This window comes from Peribacillus simplex, from assembly GCF_900156045.1.
Classification (GTDB): Bacteria; Bacillota; Bacilli; order Bacillales; family DSM-1321; genus Peribacillus; species Peribacillus simplex_D.
On the sequence record NZ_FTMX01000008.1, the window covers coordinates 1 to 17160 of the forward strand.

Below are 17160 nucleotides of genomic sequence, written 5' to 3' on the forward strand. Positions count from 1 at the left end.
AGGTGAATTCCAATTTATTGCTGCCAAGCTCGCCTGCCGGCAAATTTCCAAGCGTGACTGTACCAAGTGCCGTCTTCACCTGATCGACTTGCTTCGTTACGGCAGGATGATTCAGTTTGATTGTCGTCATTAAAACAACCGCCTTTTTAAATCGGATATTTTACTTTCCAGCTGCTCAAATGCCTCTTCGCCTTTGTTCAAAAGGGAGTCGGCTTCTTGGGCTATATTCCCCGCTATGCTCAGAAGCGTATTCTCGGCATTCAGCTTTGTAATCATGGCCTCGATTTTCCATTGGTAATCGTCATAATCGTCATGAATGATACTGAACATCACATTATAGGCATCATGACGGGCATCCTGAAATTGATCCGAACGGTTCCCTGTCCAGCTGCCACCTAGCTCAGGGTCATTTATTTTCCTAATCTCGTTCAGACACATGCTCTGCTCTTTTATAATATCGTTCTTCGCATTTTCTAAACGTTCAATTTTCACATTCAAATCAGCTTTTTTACTGGAGATAGCAGAGTGTATATTACTCAAAATATCTGCATAAACCATGAAACTCACCTCAAAAACAGTATAATCCTACACTAAATGTCATATTTTCCTATTTAACATTATAAGGATTAAAGTCCGAGAGTTAAATAGGGAGAAATATGCTATTTTGTCAGTTAAAAGAGAAGATTGGCATAAAAAAGTTCCTACATACCATATTCTATATACCCTGTATTTTACCAATTTTAAACAAGTGAACAGAATGTCATCTCATTGGATCCTCTTAAATATTGCTCCACTTCATTCAAACTGCCCTAAATTGTATCTGTGCAACAAATCATCCCGAACAAACTCCCTGCAAGTCGAGGATAGATGTGACCGCTCAGGATGTATCAAATCTCCAAAAGGCAAGTCACCGACAAACTTAACTTCGCCTTCAAAATCCTGTCCGGATTCACCATCAAAACCTATGACTTTCACAAAGCAAGTTTTGTGACCGGTTTTCATAAAATCAATTACCGTTAAAACATGATTATGTACATCACTCATTCTTTTTCCCTCCAACCATGAAAGCATTAAGTAAAGATATTTTTTACTAGCATTATAATAAAGAAACCGATCCAAACAACAAACCATGGTTAAGATCGCTAAAGGCATTAAAACTTTGGAAATAGACAAACATACTTTCCCTGAATCGCTTATACTTTATTTTTTTATGTATTTTGGTTGATCTATTAACTATAATCATATTTAAACTGGCGTTGCATGTCCTGACTTCCCAATTCATTCACTTATGTTTTTTTACGTTACCCGGAATATACTTCTCTTAACATGTCTATGATTTCATATTACTTCCATCGAAGGTCAGTCTGGCAACCCCCCTCTTCTATATAGATTTATAACCTGCTATAATCTAAGGATTGGAGGTGTGAAAAATGAAAGAAATCATCCAGATATTAGCTGAAATCGTCAATAATCTTCACGATTTCATCCTATTCTTTGTAAGTGACACATTAAATTCAAATGCAACGGACAAAGATTTGCATTTTTGGATAATGGGAATCATCGGTATCATCATATTTTTGTTCGTGTTATTTTTATCTAATTTAATTTCCCGGATGCGTTTTGGGATAACGATCCTTTCTTTCCTTTATACCTTTACCGTCATGGTTGTTTTAGTATTTGCCATTGAAATACAGCAAGCCCTTACCAGCAGGGGGAATATGGAGTTTCAAGATGCGGCGGTAGGCCTATGGGGGTTCATCGTATTTTTCATGGTTTTTGCTGTACTTTCATCCATTTTCCTATTGGTGAAGAATTTATTCAAGCAATCAAAATAAAGGTAACGATAGGTCACCTTGGCTTAAAACATTCCTAATGCCTTTCAATAACTGGAAATTCGGATTTTTGCATTGGCGGGAATGATAATCTCTCTGTAGCATCATCTTTATTGGAAAGCTAGGTTACAGAGAAGCAAATTTGATTCGGGGAATTACTTCGATTCATTTTCATTGAATAAATCAATGCTAAACAGATTAAAAGAATCGTCGTCATTAATGCGTTCCTGGTCATTTCCTGTTACATCAGGACTATTTTCCCTGCGACGGCGATTCACTTCCCTTAATTCCGCTTCCAGAAATTCCGCTTGTTCGTGGGAAAGCTTGATCGTGATTTCATTATTTTGATCATCTGCAGCTTTCAAGAGGACATAGCTATCCGCAGCATTACGTAAAGTCACATTGCTTACTGTTAAGTTCATGTTCGCGAGTTCATATCTTGCCTTCATAATGTAAAAAGAACCTCCATCGGAAAATACCGGATAAAATAAAGTATATTAAATATACTCTACTTCAAGATATTTAAATATACAAATTCTTTGTTTGAAAAAGCCTTGAAACCTAAATAAAGCTACCTCATAAAAGATTTCCGAAAGACAATAAATGAAAAATTGGTGTGCCGCTTCATTAAAGCTTAGTTCTTGAATACGGGTACAGGTAAAATTTCTTCCCTTGAATTCCAGAAGTTCTGGAACCAATATTGCAATTGATACGAATTCGTCCCTTTCTTAAAAAACAGGTTCTCCATGAATGAACTCACATTGACTAAACAAAGGGAACCCTTCACAAGCAGAAAGGTTCCCTTTGTTTATAGTTCTTTTTCAATCGCGCAAGCAATATGGTATGGACCCGTGCTTTCATTTGAAGTAATGACGGTTTTCAATCGATTTGCCGGATATACCGCTGAATTGAAGCTTACACCCGGGTCATACCCCATAAGATGATATTTGAAAATCGCGTCATCTTTTTTACGAATCCATAGACCATATCCGTAGTATCCCCCTTCATCTTCCGTAGCAATATGGGGCTTCAATAAAAGATTGGTATATGCTTGATTCAGTAATTGATTGGAAAATAACCCTTCCCAAAATCTGAACATATCCGATGTTGTAATATACGCCCCTCCATCCGCACCGCCTTTGATCGGAAGGGAATAAACATTCGTTCTCCATGCTCCATTTTCTTCGTCAATGTACCCTAATGCAGTATTTTTAGGAAGCTGGTCCATGGAAAAATAACCGGAATTTTTCATTTCACAAGGCAGAAAGATGTTCTTGTCGATATATTCGGAAAATTCGAGCCCGGTTAGTTCCTCAACAATCAATCCTAATAAAATATAGCCTGCATTATTGTAATGAAATCTTTCCCCGGGTTCGAACATCATCACCTCATCTTGAAACATCGGCAGGAAATCTTTTAATCTTTTTATATGGTACATCGGATTTTTCTGCCAAAGCTCTTCAAAATCATCCATCACTTCTTCATCAAAGTAATCAGGAATGCCCGATGTGTGTGTTAAGAGGTAATGTATGGTTACAATTTGGTTGAAACAAGGAAACCCGGTCGGAAGACAGTCTTTAAGCTTAGAATCGAACCTAAGTTTCCCATTTTGTATTAACTGGCAATGGCTATCGCCGTAAACAGTTTACACCCAGAAGCAATTCCGAACTTTGTTTCGGTCGTATTCATGATTTCATCCGCTCGATTGGAATAGCCATGTGCTGAGCTATGGATCACGTCATCTCCCGCTTTCACACCGATTACACCCGAGAATTCAATTTCCTTGCTGGTTTTTTCAATAATCCTGGATAAATCCATATTTAGAATCGACATTTCGTTTCCACCTTTGCCGGTAAAATTTCAATACTGATGTGTTGGCCAAGGTGCTCGTTATGTTCTTGCAAAAAAACCCGCATCTATGTGATGCGGGGTAACTTATCAGCTTCTTATTTCCACCAAGTATCATAAACGTTAATGGCTTCATTGCGTTTATGTTCGGTTTTAGTATACCATCCTTCGATGATTTCGGCAGCTTCCGTTCTGATATCCTTGCCTTCAAGGTAATCATCGATTTCATCGTAGCTAACGCCTAAAGCGACTTCATCAGGAAGCAACGGTTTGTCATCTTCCAAATCGGCCGTTGGTATTTTCGTATAAAGACGCTCGGGAGCCCCGACGAACTTCAGGATTTCTTTTCCTTGCCTTTTATTCAATCGGTATAATGGCAGGATATCCGCTGCGCCATCACCATGTTTCGTAAAGAAACCTGTGATCGCTTCTGCTGCATGGTCCGTACCAAGCACGACGCCTTTATAAAGTCCGGCTAAATCATATTGTACCTTCATTCGCTCACGTGCTTTAACATTTCCCCTTAAGAAATTCGATAGCTTTTCAGAAACTGCTTCTTCCACAGCTTTTACTGATGCATCCACCGCTTCCTTGATGTTGACTGTAACCGTTTGGCTTGGCTTGATGAATTTTAAAGCCAGCTGCCTGTCATCTTCATCAGCCTGTACTCCATATGGCAAGCTTACAGCAACAAACTTGTAGTCGTTGCCATTCGTTTCTTCATTCAATTCATTGACAGCGGTTTGGGCAATATACCCTGCCAGTGTTGAATCTTGCCCTCCAGATATTCCAAGTACAAAGCTTTTCAGAAACGTATTTTTCTTCATATACCCTTTTAATAGATCAACACTTTTCCTGAATTCGACTTCAGGATCGATCGTTGGTTGGACAAGTAATTTTTTTACGATTTCTTTTTGTAATGGACGCATTGGCAAAGCCCCGCTTTCTAATAAAATAGGATTGTCATTTCGTTAGCATTCTTTCTACATTGGCTTTTACTTCATCTATATTCCTCATTTTATTATCCCAACAATCCTGGCTTAGATCTACCGGGTATTCTTCAGGATTAAGTGCACGCAGGTACTCCGGCCATAATACTTGGAGATTTTTTTGCGTGAATGCCTTGATTTCATCTATGGTTGGCAATTCATAAATCAAACTCCCATCCTTGAAAATATCCACATGCAGATCAACCGCATCGAAATCCGTGACGAATTTACTTAGGAAGGTATGGACAGGATGAAACATTTTTAATTTTTCCTGTTCCTGCGGCTTCTCATATTCCATCGCCAAATAATCACCTTCAGCATGATGGTTCACTTTATTGATGATACGATATACTCGTTTTAAGCCAGGTGTCGTAACCTTTTCAGGGTTAGAAGAAATTTTGATGGTATCTCTCATATTCCCATCTTCGCCCTCTATTGAAACCATTTTATAAACGGCACCGAGCGCTGGCTGGTCATAAGCCGTAATCAATTTGGTTCCGATGCCCCATATGTCAATTCTTGCTCCTTGTTGTTTCAGGTTGATGATCGTATATTCATCCAAGTCATTGGAAGCGACAATCTTCGCATCATGGAACCCTGCAGCATCGAGCATACGTCGTGCTTCTTTTGATAAGTAAGCTAAATCACCGCTGTCAAGACGGACGCCAATGAAATTGATTTTATCGCCCAGTTCCTTGGCAACACGGATTGCATTCGGGATGCCAGAACGTAATGTATCATAAGTATCAACCAAGAATACACAGTCTTTATGGGAAACAGCGTATTTGTGAAAAGCAGTATATTCATCTTTATAAGCTTGGATCATGGAATGTGCATGGGTCCCTGAAACAGGAATGCCGAACAGCTTTCCAGCACGTACATTACTGGTGGAATCAAAGCCAGCAATATAGGCCGCCCTCGCTCCCCAAATTGCAGCATCCATTTCTTGCGCCCGCCTTGAACCGAATTCGAGGGCAGATTCTTCACCGATGACCTGTTTGATGCGCGAAGCTTTTGTTGCTACGAGTGTGTGATAGTTCACAATGTTTAGCAACGCAGTTTCGATGAGTTGAGCCTCACCGAGCGGTGCCTCCACCCGTAAAATCGGTTCATTGCCGAAGACGAGCTCTCCCTCTTTCATGCAGCGAATCGCTCCCGTGAAACGGATGTTCCGCAAATAATTCAAAAATTCTTCATCATAGTGCAGATCATTTTTTAAATAGTCGATATCACTTTCCGAGAAGGAAAAGTTTTGAAGGTATTGGACAATTTTTTCAAGTCCCGCAAAAATCGCATATCCGCTGTTAAATGGAAGCTTTCTGAAAAATATTTCGAAAACTGCCTTTCGATTATGTGTTTTGTCCTGCCAATAAGTTTGGGCCATGTTGATTTGGTATAGATCAGTGTGTAATGCGTAACTGTCGTCGTTGTACTTTTTTTCCATGGATAGTTCCTCCCAAAAGAGAAGCCTTCGCTTCCCTTCTATTCTGTTACGTTAATGTTATAGAATGGTTGCTCCAAGAGATCCTTTAAAATGTCCAAGCGCCCAATGGTGACCGGCATCATTGAACGAGGCCACTGCATTTTCATATACAAAGATTTTATAGCCTAGATTATAAGCGTCGATTGCCGTATGCAAAATACAGATATCTGTACAAACCCCGACTAAATATACATCGGTAATGTGACGTTCCCGCAGGCGGATATCAAGGTCCGTTCCTGCAAAGGCCGAATAACGTGTTTTATCTATATAATGAACATTCTTTTGATTTTTATTTGTTTCATATTCCTCTTTTAACGCCCCGTATAGGTTTCTACCCATTGTACCGCTAATATTATGCGGTGGAAACAAATTCGATTCGGGATGTAAGCGGTCTCCTTCTTCATGTAAATCAATCGCGAATACCGTGTATTCACCTTGTTCGATAAAATCCTTGGTTATACTGACAAGAGCCTTCTCGATATCCTGGCCTGGCTTCCCGCAGGTCAATGCCCCCCCGTCTGCCACGAAGTCATACGTATAATCTATATTGATCAATGCCTTTTTTCCCATTGCGCAATTCCCCCCCTCAGTAGTAAATAGAGTCCATGACAACCTCTGCATTAAATCGGTAAAGCTGTGAAGGCCGATACGAATTACGTTTCGTTTTCTTCTGCATTCCCTTTTCATCCAAGACTTTCTCCAAAAACGGGAGTTTCGGGGCTTTTGCATAAAAAAGTGAGTCTGCGCTTATTTTTGCATCATCTCTGGCTGTCAGCAAAACCCGTTGCAATTCAGAAAGTGTAAATTCATCCGGCAGGAATTTTTGGGCTATCGTCGTTTGCACCATTTCTTTTTTCATTAAATTCATCGCATCGTTTATAATTGTATAATGATCGAATGCAAGATCTAATTGTAAGGCTTCCTGGATCGTGAACAATTCAACCTCGGCTGCATCGTCATTCGCTTTTCTTTGATGAAGAAACTCTTCCTGAACAATTGCATAAAAAGCATTGGATATGATCCAACCCCTGGGATCACGTCCTGGCCGGTCATAAACCCCGAAATGCTTGACATGGAATCCAGCTACGCCCGTTTCTTCTTTCAATTCTCTTTTGGCTGCTTCATAAGCAGTCTCGCCAGCATTGACAAAACCTCCAGGTAAAGCCCATTTATCTCCTTCAACATTCGGGCTTCCTTCCTTATCTTTTGTGGCACGTTTGATTAATAATAATTTCAAAAACATTTCAGGCGGGGCTTTCTCTGCCGTTTTCTTTGTAGTAATCGTAAAGATTGCAATATCTGCTGTATATCCATCTGGAGTAATATATTTCTTTTTTTCCTGCTGATCCATGGCAACTCTCACTTTCTTTACTAAGTATGGGATTGAGTAATTAGTAAATCATTAATTACTAATTATAGTACTCTTCCTTGTGTAATTTAGCAACTCTAAATCAGATAATTTTCTAATTATTTAAAAAATCATTTATTTTCATACATGATAAATAGCCTGGTCATGATGACCAGGCTTGTTTATTGAATTCTTTAAACGGGATAGACTCCATGTTTACGATCGGTAAATGTCAATTGCTTACTGCTATAAGCTTCAAACCTGGCACTTAATTCATCACGCAGGTCATTTGGTTGGATGATGCCATCAACAATCATTTCGGAGGCTAAGCGGTAGATATCGATATCTTCATTATATTCATTGCGCTTCTGTTCGATGAATGCTGGGCGCTCTTCTGGTTCCATCGCATTTATTTTGTTGGCATAGACTGCGTTGACCGCAGCCTCTGCCCCCATGACCGCAATCAATGCCGTCGGTAAGGCAAGAACGCAGTCAGGTTCAAAAGCGGGACCAGCCATCGCGTATAGTCCTGCACCATAAGCCTTACGGACAATGACAGAAATCTTGGGAACGGTGGCTTCACTCATGGCCGAAATCATTTTTGCACCATGGCGAATGATCCCTGCCTGTTCGACCTTCGTCCCAATCATGAATCCTGGAATATCCACCAGGAACAACAGCGGAATATGGAAAGCATCACATAAATTGATGAACTTGGCTGCCTTATCAGCTGAATCATGGAACAGGACGCCGCCCTTGACACGCGGCTGATTGGCTATGATCCCTATCGTTTGTCCATTAAGCCTGGCAAGCCCAGTAATTAATTCGGGTGCAAATAGTTTCTTGATTTCACAAAACGATTGCCTGTCTATAACCCTATCGATCAAGTCATACATATTGAAGGGTGCATTCTGATTTTTGGGAATCAGTTCTTCCAAAGTTTTTTCGAAATCCGCAGGCAGCTCAGGTCTTACGCTTTTAGGTCTTTCTTGATAATTTCCTGGAAAATAGCTTAAGTATCTGCGTGCAAACGCGATGGATTCTTCCTCCGACTTTACAAGCACATCCCCGCATCCAGACACAGAACAATGCATTTTCGCCCCGCCCATTTCCTCTTCGGTTACCTTTTCGCCAATGACCATTTCTGCCATTCTCGGTGAACCTAAATACATGGATGCATTGCCATCAACCATTACTACAATATCACAAAAAGCAGGGATATATGCCCCGCCTGCGGCAGACGGACCGAACAATAGACAAATTTGCGGTACTTTTCCTGATAACTTCACTTGGTTGTAAAAGATTCGTCCTGCTCCGCGGCGCCCTGGAAACATTTCTACTTGATCTGTAATTCGTGCCCCGGCAGAATCGACTAAATAAAGAAGGGGCAACTGCAACTTTTCAGCTGTTTCCTGAATGCGAATGATTTTCTCGACGGTCCTTGCTCCCCAGGAACCAGCTTTTACAGTCGAATCATTGGCCATGACACAGACCCTCTGACCATTGATTTTCCCGATGCCTGTAACTACACCATCAGCAGGTAATCCATCACTGGCACAATTAGCAAAGAAAGCGTCCTCTATTTCAACCCCTTCATCGAAAAGCAGCTCTAGCCGTTCACGCACGAAAAGCTTTCCTTTTTCAGCGTTTTTTTGATGATATTTTTCTAAACCGCCTTTTTTAATCGTTTCAACCGTTTCGGTTAGTTTATCCGTCGTTACCATCCCTGTTCCTCCTTCAATTGAAATCATTGGCCCTTAAAAACCGGTTTGCGTTTTTCCTTGAATGCTGACAGACCCTCCAGTCGGTCCCGGGTTTTTAAAGTTTTCTGATAGCAGTCTTTTTCAATTTGCAATCCTGTTTTCAAATTAGTCTCAGCCCCTTGATTGATCGCCGCTTTTGCAGCTCTGAGTGCTAATGGGGCATTGACCGCAATTTCCCCAGCCAATTTTTTCGCTTCCTCAAGTAAATGCTGGGGTGAATATACATGACTGATGATTTTCAAGGCCTGTGCCGTTTTTGCATCCAATCTCCTTGCCGTATAAATCAGTTCTTTCGCTGTCGGCATTCCGACTATCCGCGGCAGTCTTTGTGTACCGCCGGCGCCTGGGATGATGCCTAATGACGTTTCTGTCAGTCCAACCTTAGCCGTTTCCGATGCGATGCGTATGTCACAAGCGAGTGCCAACTCCAGCCCGCCGCCAAAAGCCGAACCGTTAATCGCGGCAATGACTGGAACTGGAAGATTTTCGACAGCCGTAATCGTGTCTCCAATCAACTTGACTGTCTCCCTGACTTTATCATCATTCATACCTGCTCGTTCCTTAAGGTCTGCACCTGCACAAAACGCCTTATCACCTGCTCCCGTTATAATGACCGTTCGTAAATTGGAATCTTTTTTCAATTCATACAGCCCTTCGACTAAGCAATGAAGCAATTCTGTGGATAAAGCATTAGCAGCATCCGGCCGGTTCAAAGTCACGAGGGCAATTCCCTTTTCTTCATGACTGATCTCAACTAATGAAGTCATAAATTCACCTCAATTTCTCTTATTGTGCGTTATAAACAGCCATCTGATGGCTAGGCAATGGTTTCTCCAAAAAGCTTTGCATCATGGCCGCAGCCTTCATTAGTTTTTCTGGATTGATTCCCGTTTTAATTCCCATTTTATGTAGCATATGGATCAGGTCATCCGTTGCCACATTTCCGCTCGCACCTGGTGCATACGGGCATCCTCCTAAACCTCCGAGCGAAGAGTCAAATGTGTCAACACCATAATTCAGTGATTCAAGGACATTTGCGAGTGCCATACCCCTTGTATCATGAAAATGGAGGGCAATCCGGCTTGTATCATATCTTTTTACTGCCTGTTCAAGGAACAAGGCAACTTGTCTTGGAGATGCGACCCCAATGGTATCACCCAATGAGACCTCATCGATTCCATACTCAAACAGTTGATCACAAACACGGAAAACCTGTTCGGACGAAATCTCCCCTTCATAAGGACAGCCGAAAACGGTTGAAATATAGCCCCTGACCGTTTTCCCGCTATTTGCTGCTGTCCCGATGACATCCTTCATTATTGGAAAGGTATCGGAGATCGATTTATTAATATTTTTAAGATTATGCGTTTCACTGGATGACATGAACACGGAAATTTCATCGATATTAGCTTCAAGAGCCGACTCCAGTCCCCTTTGATTGGGTACAAGGGCCGCATAAGTGATACCGGGTTTGCGCTTTATTCCCTTAGCCACAAGGGCGGCATCACTTAATTGGGGAATCCACTTTGGATGGACAAAAGAAGTCACTTCTATATAAGATAATCCCGTATCAGAGAGCTGATCGATCCAATCCATTTTGCTTTGTGCAGGTATCATGACCTTTTCATTTTGCAGCCCGTCACGCGGACCCACTTCCTTAATTGTCACTTTTTCAGGCCAATTCATCTTACCCCTCCGTCCTTTTATTCAATGACGGCCAAAATGTCGCCCTCATTTACGAAATCCCCCTCATTAACTTTAAGTTCTTTGATGGTGCCAGCTTCTTCGGCTGCAATGGGGATTTCCATTTTCATCGATTCCAAGATAATGATGTCCTGTCCGTCTGTTACACTTTGCCCCTCATTCGCTACGATTTTCCAAACGCTTCCTGCCATGCTTGCCTTTAATTCTGCCATCTTACATTCCTCCTGATCATTTTGTTTTAAAATATGGGTTATACAGTCAATTTTTTAATATATTTCGCAATGAAATCCGTAGTTGTATCTCCTTGGGAAAAAGCTTCATGAGAAATTATTTCCATAAGCAAAGGAAGGTTTGTTTTTATTCCTTCTATTTTATAGTTTGCCAGCGCTTCTCTTAATCTCTTGATCGCTTTATCCCTTGAATCGCCGCTCACTACCAATTTGGCGATCATCGGATCATAAAAATGGGATACGACGGAAGTTCCATGAACCGCCAATTCATGACGGATTCCTTCACCTTCCGGAAGTTCCATGCTGGTGATTCTCCCCGGTGCTGGATAAAACGTTTTCGGGTCTTCAGCGTATATACGCACTTCAATGGAGTGTCCATCCTGTTTAATCTCACTTTGAGTGAATTCCAATTTGTTGCCCGATGCAATTTTAATTTGCTGTTCGACTAAATCCAGCCCCGTAATTTCTTCGGTGACAGGATGCTCAACCTGAAGACGTGTATTCATTTCCAGGAAATAAAAGTTTTTATCACCATCAACTAAAAATTCGAGAGTTCCCGCATTGCTATAACCGATGGATTTTACCGCTTTCACAGCAGCCATTCCCATCCTGTTTCTTGTTTCTTCATCAAGGAAAGAAGAGGGAGCCTCTTCCACGACCTTCTGGTGGCGCCTTTGAACGGAGCATTCCCTTTCCCATAAGTAAACAGCATTCCCAAAGGAATCCGCCAATACCTGAATTTCGATATGCCGAGGCTTCTCTATCAATTTTTCTATGAACATATCTCCATTGCCAAAAAACAATTGGGCACGTTTTTGATTCCCTTCGAAGGCCTTGGTCAGTTCATCTTCATTAGCAACGGCCTGCATGCCGATTCCCCCGCCGCCTGCTGCTGCTTTTAACATGACTGGATAGCCGATCTTTTCGGCAACGGCTGCCGCTTCTGCACTATCAATTAACGGACGTGAAAATCCAGGCACCAATGGAAGTCCCGCTTGTTCCATCTTTTTCCGGGCCTCGACTTTATTGCCCATCTGCTGGATGATTTCTGGTTTTGGACCAATGAATATCAAGCCGGCTTCTTCGCATGAACGTGCGAAATCTGCATTTTCACTAAGAAATCCGTATCCTGGATGAATGGCTTCCACTCCCGTTTTCTTGGCTATTTCCAAAATCTTATTGACGTTTAAATAGCTTTCCTGTACTCTCGGGCCACCCAATAAATATGCCTCATCCGCCAATCCCACAAATGGCGAATCCGCATCTGCTTCCGAATGGACAGCGACAGTAAGTATTCCCAACTTCCTGCATGTACGAATAATGCGTGATGCTATTTCTCCCCTGTTTGCGATAAGAATTTTTCGAATCATTCGATACCCTCCTTATTTAGTGCGTTCCGATAGTAAATCAAGAGTTTGTTGCCGAAGCTTATACTTTTGGATTTTCCCGGATGCAGTCATGGGATAAGCATCGGTAAATTGAATGTAACGGGGAATTTTATGAAAAGATATTTTCCCTTTGCAATACTCTATCAATTCTTTCTCCGTAAGGGTTTCACCCGCTTTCAGAATGATCCATGCAGCTACCTCTTCCCCATACTTCCGATCTGGAACGCCGAGTACCTGGACATCGACAATTGCAGGATGTTGATAGAGGAATTCTTCGATCTCCCGGGGATAAATATTTTCCCCTCCGCGAATGATCATATCTTTCAGCCGCCCTGTAATCTTGCAATAACCCCTTTCATCCATCACTGCCAAATCTCCCGTATGAAGCCAGCCTTCCCGGTCAATCGCCTGCTCAGTAGCTTCAGGGTTATTATAATATCCTTTCATTACATGATATCCCCTGGAACAGAGTTCACCCTGTATACCCCGAGGGACTTCTTCCCCTGTAGCCGGATCGACAATTTTCACTTCCACTTTCGGCAAAGCCCTTCCCACTGAGGAAACACGAAGTTCGATCGGATCGTCCGTTCTTGTCATCGTAATTCCTGGAGACGATTCCGTTTGACCATAAGTAATCGTGATTTCCGAGATTCCCATCTTATTCACCACGCTTCTCATGACTTCGATCGGACATGTGGAGCCTGCCATGATTCCAGTCCGCAACGAACGTAAATCATACTGGTCAAAATCATCGAGATTAAGTTGAGCGATGAACATCGTCGGAACACCATGAAGTGCCGTACATTTTTCGGCTTCAACGGTCTGAAGGACGACGCGTGGATTAAATTCCACAATCGGCACCATTGCTGCCCCTACAGAAACAGATGCCATCGTACCAAGGGAACAGCCGAAACAATGAAAAAACGGAACCGGGATGCAAAGCCGGTCAACTTCGGTAAGTTTCATGCATTCCGCGACATTCAATCCGTTGTTGACCAGGTTAGAATGCGTCAGCATCACTCCTTTTGGAAATCCTGTCGTCCCTGATGTATATTGCATATTAATCACATCATCTGGAGCCAATTCCTCCATCCTCATGTCCAGTGACTCCTCCGAAATGGACTCGCTCCCGCTAATGACATCATCCCACGAAAACGTTCCGGGATAACGCGTTTTACCTAAAACGATGATATTTTTCAATTTTGGCAGTTTCTCAGATTGTAATTTTCCTGGTTCTGCATTTTTCAATTCAGGAACGATTTCGTACAGCGTATCTATATATGAATGATCCTTAAATTGCTCCATCAGGATGATCGTCGTCGCATCGGATTGCTTGAGCAAGTATTCCAATTCACTTGTGCGGTAATTAGTGTTGACCGTAACCAGCACCCCGCCCATTTTCGCGGTGGAAAATTGGGATATAAGCCATTCCGGTTTATTGGACGCCCAAATGGCGATATGTTCCCCTTTTTTTATATCGAGTGACATAAACCCCCTGGCCGCCTTTCGGCAAATCTTTTCAAATTCGCGATAGGAATGGCGGAGGCCCAGTTCATGGTATACAACCGCTTCATTATCACCATATTGTTCAGCTGTCCTTTCAAGCAATTTCCCGATCGTAATATCTAGCAAATCAGACATCAAACTCCTCCTAATCAAATAAAAGTAAGAATGGACGCGTTTTGCTGTATAGATAACATCTGCTTTTCACCAAAATGAACCAAAGCATCATCGTTCATTTTACGTTCCAGAAAGATTAACAGCCTAATTGTCTGGCGATAACGAGTCTTTGAATTTCGGATGTGCCTTCACCAATCTCCAATAACTTAGCATCTCTTAAATAGCGCTCCACTTCATATTCGCGCATGTAACCAGATCCGCCATGTATTTGAATCGCTTGATTGCTGGCCCGGAAAGCGGTTTCACTTGCAAAAAGCTTGGCGTATGCCGCTTCCTTCGCAAAAGGTTTTTTATTGTCTTTTAACCATGCAGCCTTATATACCATATTCCTCGCCAATTCAATTTCCATCGCCATGTCTGCCAGCTTGAATTGAATGGCCTGGAAATTTGATATCGATTTACCGAATTGAATGCGCTCTTTTGAAAAAGCTAAAGCTTTATCAAAGGCAGCCTGAGCGATACCGACGGCCAAAGCTGCAATGGAAATCCTTCCTCCATCCAGTGTGAATAAGAATTGTTTGAACCCTTTGTCTGGATCTCCCAATATATTTTCCTTTGGTACCCGGACGTTATCCAGAATGATTTCACAAGTATTGGAAGCCCTAACTCCCATTTTTTCATAATTGCTATTAATCGTAAGCCCTTGGGTATCGGTTGGCACGATGAATGCCGAGATGATATTCTTGCCCTTGGAATCTTTGCCCGATACAGCAGTGACGGTTACGGTTCTTGAATAGCTGGCATTTGTAATCCAAGTTTTCTCACCATTGATCACATACTCATCACCTTCCAACACGGCAGTGGTTCTAGTGCCGCCAGCATCGGAACCCGCATTGGGCTCTGTCAACCCGAAAGCTGCCAGAGTTTCTCCGGTCGTGATTGGAACCAGATATTTTTGCTTCTGTTCTTCGGTTCCAAAATAGTAAATTGGACTTGCTCCGAGCGAAACGGCTGCAGCATAACTTAAGCCCGTTCCCCCGCACGCCTTGCCAACCTCTTCAACTGCAATGGCATATGAAATCGTATCTCCGCCCGAACCGCCATATTCTTCAGGAAATGGAATTCCAAGCAACCCGAGTTTCCCCATTTTTTTGAATGCATCCTCCGCAAACATGGACTTTGCATCCAACTCTATCGCTATGGGTTTAATTTCCTTTTCGGCAAATTCCTTTACCATTTCCTTAATCATCTGCTGTTCTTTTGTAAGTGAAAAATCCATATTTTCATTCCCCTTTCAATTGAGACCGACTAGTTGGTCTGTACAAATCAAGTTAATTGTTTAATCCGCAACAACTTTGTTCTTCAGTAAAAATGGCTGGGTGATTTCAGTATCTTTTTGTTTCTCTGTCAATAGGGCATTCAGAATTAAATCTACGTAAATATCACCGATTTCATCAATCGTTTTTCCACCGTCCCTTTTGTACCATTTGTAGGACCAGTTCACCATGCCAAGAATTGACATTCCGGTAATTTCCACTGGCAATTCGCTGCGGAATACTCCCTTGTCAATGCCTTCTTTGATGACGGAAAAAATGATTTCTTTATACATTTGACGCTTTTTTTTGATTGCTTCAACATAAGGTGGTTTTAAGTAAATGCTTTCTTGATAGAAAACTGAGATGTGTGGTTTATAGAGGTCAAAAACTTTAACGAATGATTGAATGATCTTTTGCATTTTTTCTGTTGGATGGGTACTTTCTGAAATGGCTTCCTGTGCTTTTATTAAAACATATGAAATAAAGTAATCATGAATGACAAATAGGAGTTCATCTTTGGAAGAGAAATGGTGATAAAACCCCCCCTTGCTAGTTCCGCATGCCTTAACGATTTCGTTAACGGAGACACCATGAAAACCATGCTGATCGAAGAGCGCCAACGATGTTTCAATTATTTTTTCTTTTAACTCCGTAAGACTGCACCCCCCTTGTATCCGCTTACATTTAATCCAGAATAAAGAGATTTATTATGTAAAAACTGGATTTATTTAGATTTTACCAAATATTTAAAAATTGTCAATTTTAAATTATAAACAAAAAACAGCCCTCAATACCAAGAGCTGTCAATCTACTTTATGCTTGAATATGACACATTCGATACTAACCCTTATTGCCATTCACTTTTTTCCCTTGACCGGTTTAACTTGGGCTTTTACAAGCTGCCATCCATTGTTATACTTCCATACTGATTTGATTTCCAATATCGAATCACGTTCATCGGACCCTTTTACATTTTGGACTCCCACAAGCGCTTTCCCTTTTCCAAAAACGTTCTTTAAGTCCAGTGAAGAATATGGATCAACCAAAAGCTCTGTCGGTTCATTTAGTTTTCCATTTTGATAAATGCCCATTTCATCATAAGCTTGTTTTCTGGAACTGACATCTATCACCACAGGCTTTTGACCTTCAATAATGATTTCCGCTTTGTATCCGTCAAGAAATTGGGCCATTACGGGAACGGATGGAGGGATTTCCAGTTCCTTCACTTTTCCATCCTTGAACGTATAGGCGTAACTGGTTATCAACCGCTCTCTACCTTCCATCAAAACCGTGACCAATACATCCTGTACCCCATCATTATTCAAGTCGGCAACCTTGAGATCTGGATTATATCCAGCTTTAAGCGGGACAGTGATTGTACGGCGATTGCTTTCCACACTTAACTCGATTTTCTTCAGAAACTTGCTTCCTTCCTCATATGGCAGCCCCTGAACCTGGATGATGTCTATTTTCTGGTCACCTGTTACATCTCTTTTTGTTGAAATATAAGTGCCATCGACATGAAAATTTTTATCATGCGCTTCAACCGCTTGATAGCTCAAAAAGAGTGAGATGACTAAAACCGCATATTTTAGCAGATCTAACTTTTTCATAGTGATAACCTCTCTTTTCCAAGATG

The 17160-nt window shown here is 41.6% G+C and carries 17 protein-coding genes and 1 pseudogene; 1 reads left to right on the forward strand and 17 read right to left on the reverse strand.

What is annotated here, in order from left to right; genetic code table 11:
- Positions 1–129: 129 nt before the first annotated feature.
- Positions 130–558, reverse strand: coding sequence for a YwqH-like family protein (locus BW986_RS23135; protein WP_076371215.1), 429 nt, complete (start codon positions 556–558; stop codon positions 130–132).
- A gap of 237 nt (positions 559–795) precedes the next feature.
- Positions 796–1044: a hypothetical protein gene (locus tag BW986_RS23140; RefSeq protein WP_076371217.1), complete on the reverse strand. Its 249-nt coding sequence runs from the start codon at positions 1042–1044 to the stop codon at positions 796–798.
- Between the two features lie 386 nt (positions 1045–1430).
- Here BW986_RS23140 and BW986_RS23145 point away from each other — a divergent pair, with 386 nt between their 5' ends.
- Positions 1431–1835 (forward strand): hypothetical protein, encoded by a 405-nt coding sequence (locus tag BW986_RS23145; protein WP_076371219.1) that lies wholly within the window; start codon positions 1431–1433, stop codon positions 1833–1835.
- Between the two features lie 152 nt (positions 1836–1987).
- Here the strand turns inward: BW986_RS23145 and BW986_RS23150 are convergent, their stop codons facing one another.
- From BW986_RS23150 to BW986_RS23220, 15 genes and pseudogenes are all read right to left on the reverse strand, one after another.
- Complete coding sequence (locus BW986_RS23150; RefSeq protein WP_076371221.1) at positions 1988–2281, reverse strand: hypothetical protein; 294 nt, start codon at positions 2279–2281, stop codon at positions 1988–1990.
- 359 nt (positions 2282–2640) lie between these two features.
- Positions 2641–3665 (reverse strand): annotated as a pseudogene (locus BW986_RS23155) (serine hydrolase domain-containing protein).
- A gap of 113 nt (positions 3666–3778) precedes the next feature.
- Positions 3779–4609 (reverse strand): NAD(+) synthase, encoded by an 831-nt coding sequence (gene nadE, locus BW986_RS23160; RefSeq protein ID WP_076371223.1) that lies wholly within the window; start codon positions 4607–4609, stop codon positions 3779–3781.
- Positions 4610–4643: 34 nt separating this feature from the next.
- Positions 4644–6113: a nicotinate phosphoribosyltransferase gene (locus tag BW986_RS23165; protein ID WP_076371225.1), complete on the reverse strand. Its 1470-nt coding sequence runs from the start codon at positions 6111–6113 to the stop codon at positions 4644–4646.
- 57 nt (positions 6114–6170) lie between these two features.
- Positions 6171–6722 carry a cysteine hydrolase family protein gene (locus BW986_RS23170; protein ID WP_076371227.1) on the reverse strand — a complete coding sequence of 184 codons (552 nt, stop codon included), beginning with the start codon at positions 6720–6722 and terminating at the stop codon, positions 6171–6173.
- Positions 6723–6738: 16 nt separating this feature from the next.
- Complete coding sequence (locus tag BW986_RS23175; RefSeq protein ID WP_076371229.1) at positions 6739–7503, reverse strand: NUDIX domain-containing protein; 765 nt, start codon at positions 7501–7503, stop codon at positions 6739–6741.
- A 191-nt stretch (positions 7504–7694) separates the two neighbouring features.
- Complete coding sequence (locus tag BW986_RS23180) at positions 7695–9224, reverse strand: acyl-CoA carboxylase subunit beta (RefSeq protein ID WP_179086151.1); 1530 nt, start codon at positions 9222–9224, stop codon at positions 7695–7697.
- Between the two features lie 23 nt (positions 9225–9247).
- Positions 9248–10030: an enoyl-CoA hydratase gene (locus tag BW986_RS23185; RefSeq protein ID WP_076371233.1), complete on the reverse strand. Its 783-nt coding sequence runs from the start codon at positions 10028–10030 to the stop codon at positions 9248–9250.
- Between the two features lie 19 nt (positions 10031–10049).
- Positions 10050–10949: a hydroxymethylglutaryl-CoA lyase gene (locus BW986_RS23190; protein ID WP_076371235.1), complete on the reverse strand. Its 900-nt coding sequence runs from the start codon at positions 10947–10949 to the stop codon at positions 10050–10052.
- 17 nt (positions 10950–10966) lie between these two features.
- Positions 10967–11179 (reverse strand): acetyl-CoA carboxylase biotin carboxyl carrier protein subunit, encoded by a 213-nt coding sequence (locus BW986_RS23195; protein WP_076371237.1) that lies wholly within the window; start codon positions 11177–11179, stop codon positions 10967–10969.
- A 38-nt stretch (positions 11180–11217) separates the two neighbouring features.
- Positions 11218–12567, reverse strand: a complete 1350-nt coding sequence (locus BW986_RS23200; protein ID WP_076371239.1) for an acetyl-CoA carboxylase biotin carboxylase subunit — start codon at positions 12565–12567, stop codon at positions 11218–11220.
- 12 nt (positions 12568–12579) lie between these two features.
- Positions 12580–14217 (reverse strand): AMP-binding protein, encoded by a 1638-nt coding sequence (locus BW986_RS23205; protein ID WP_076371574.1) that lies wholly within the window; start codon positions 14215–14217, stop codon positions 12580–12582.
- A 124-nt stretch (positions 14218–14341) separates the two neighbouring features.
- Positions 14342–15484 carry an acyl-CoA dehydrogenase gene (locus BW986_RS23210; protein ID WP_076371241.1) on the reverse strand — a complete coding sequence of 381 codons (1143 nt, stop codon included), beginning with the start codon at positions 15482–15484 and terminating at the stop codon, positions 14342–14344.
- Between the two features lie 60 nt (positions 15485–15544).
- Positions 15545–16195, reverse strand: a complete 651-nt coding sequence (locus tag BW986_RS23215; RefSeq protein WP_076371243.1) for a TetR/AcrR family transcriptional regulator — start codon at positions 16193–16195, stop codon at positions 15545–15547.
- 183 nt (positions 16196–16378) lie between these two features.
- On the reverse strand, positions 16379–17134 hold the full coding sequence (locus BW986_RS23220; protein WP_076371245.1) for a hypothetical protein: 756 nt from the start codon (positions 17132–17134) through the stop codon (positions 16379–16381).
- Positions 17135–17160 lie beyond the last annotated feature (26 nt).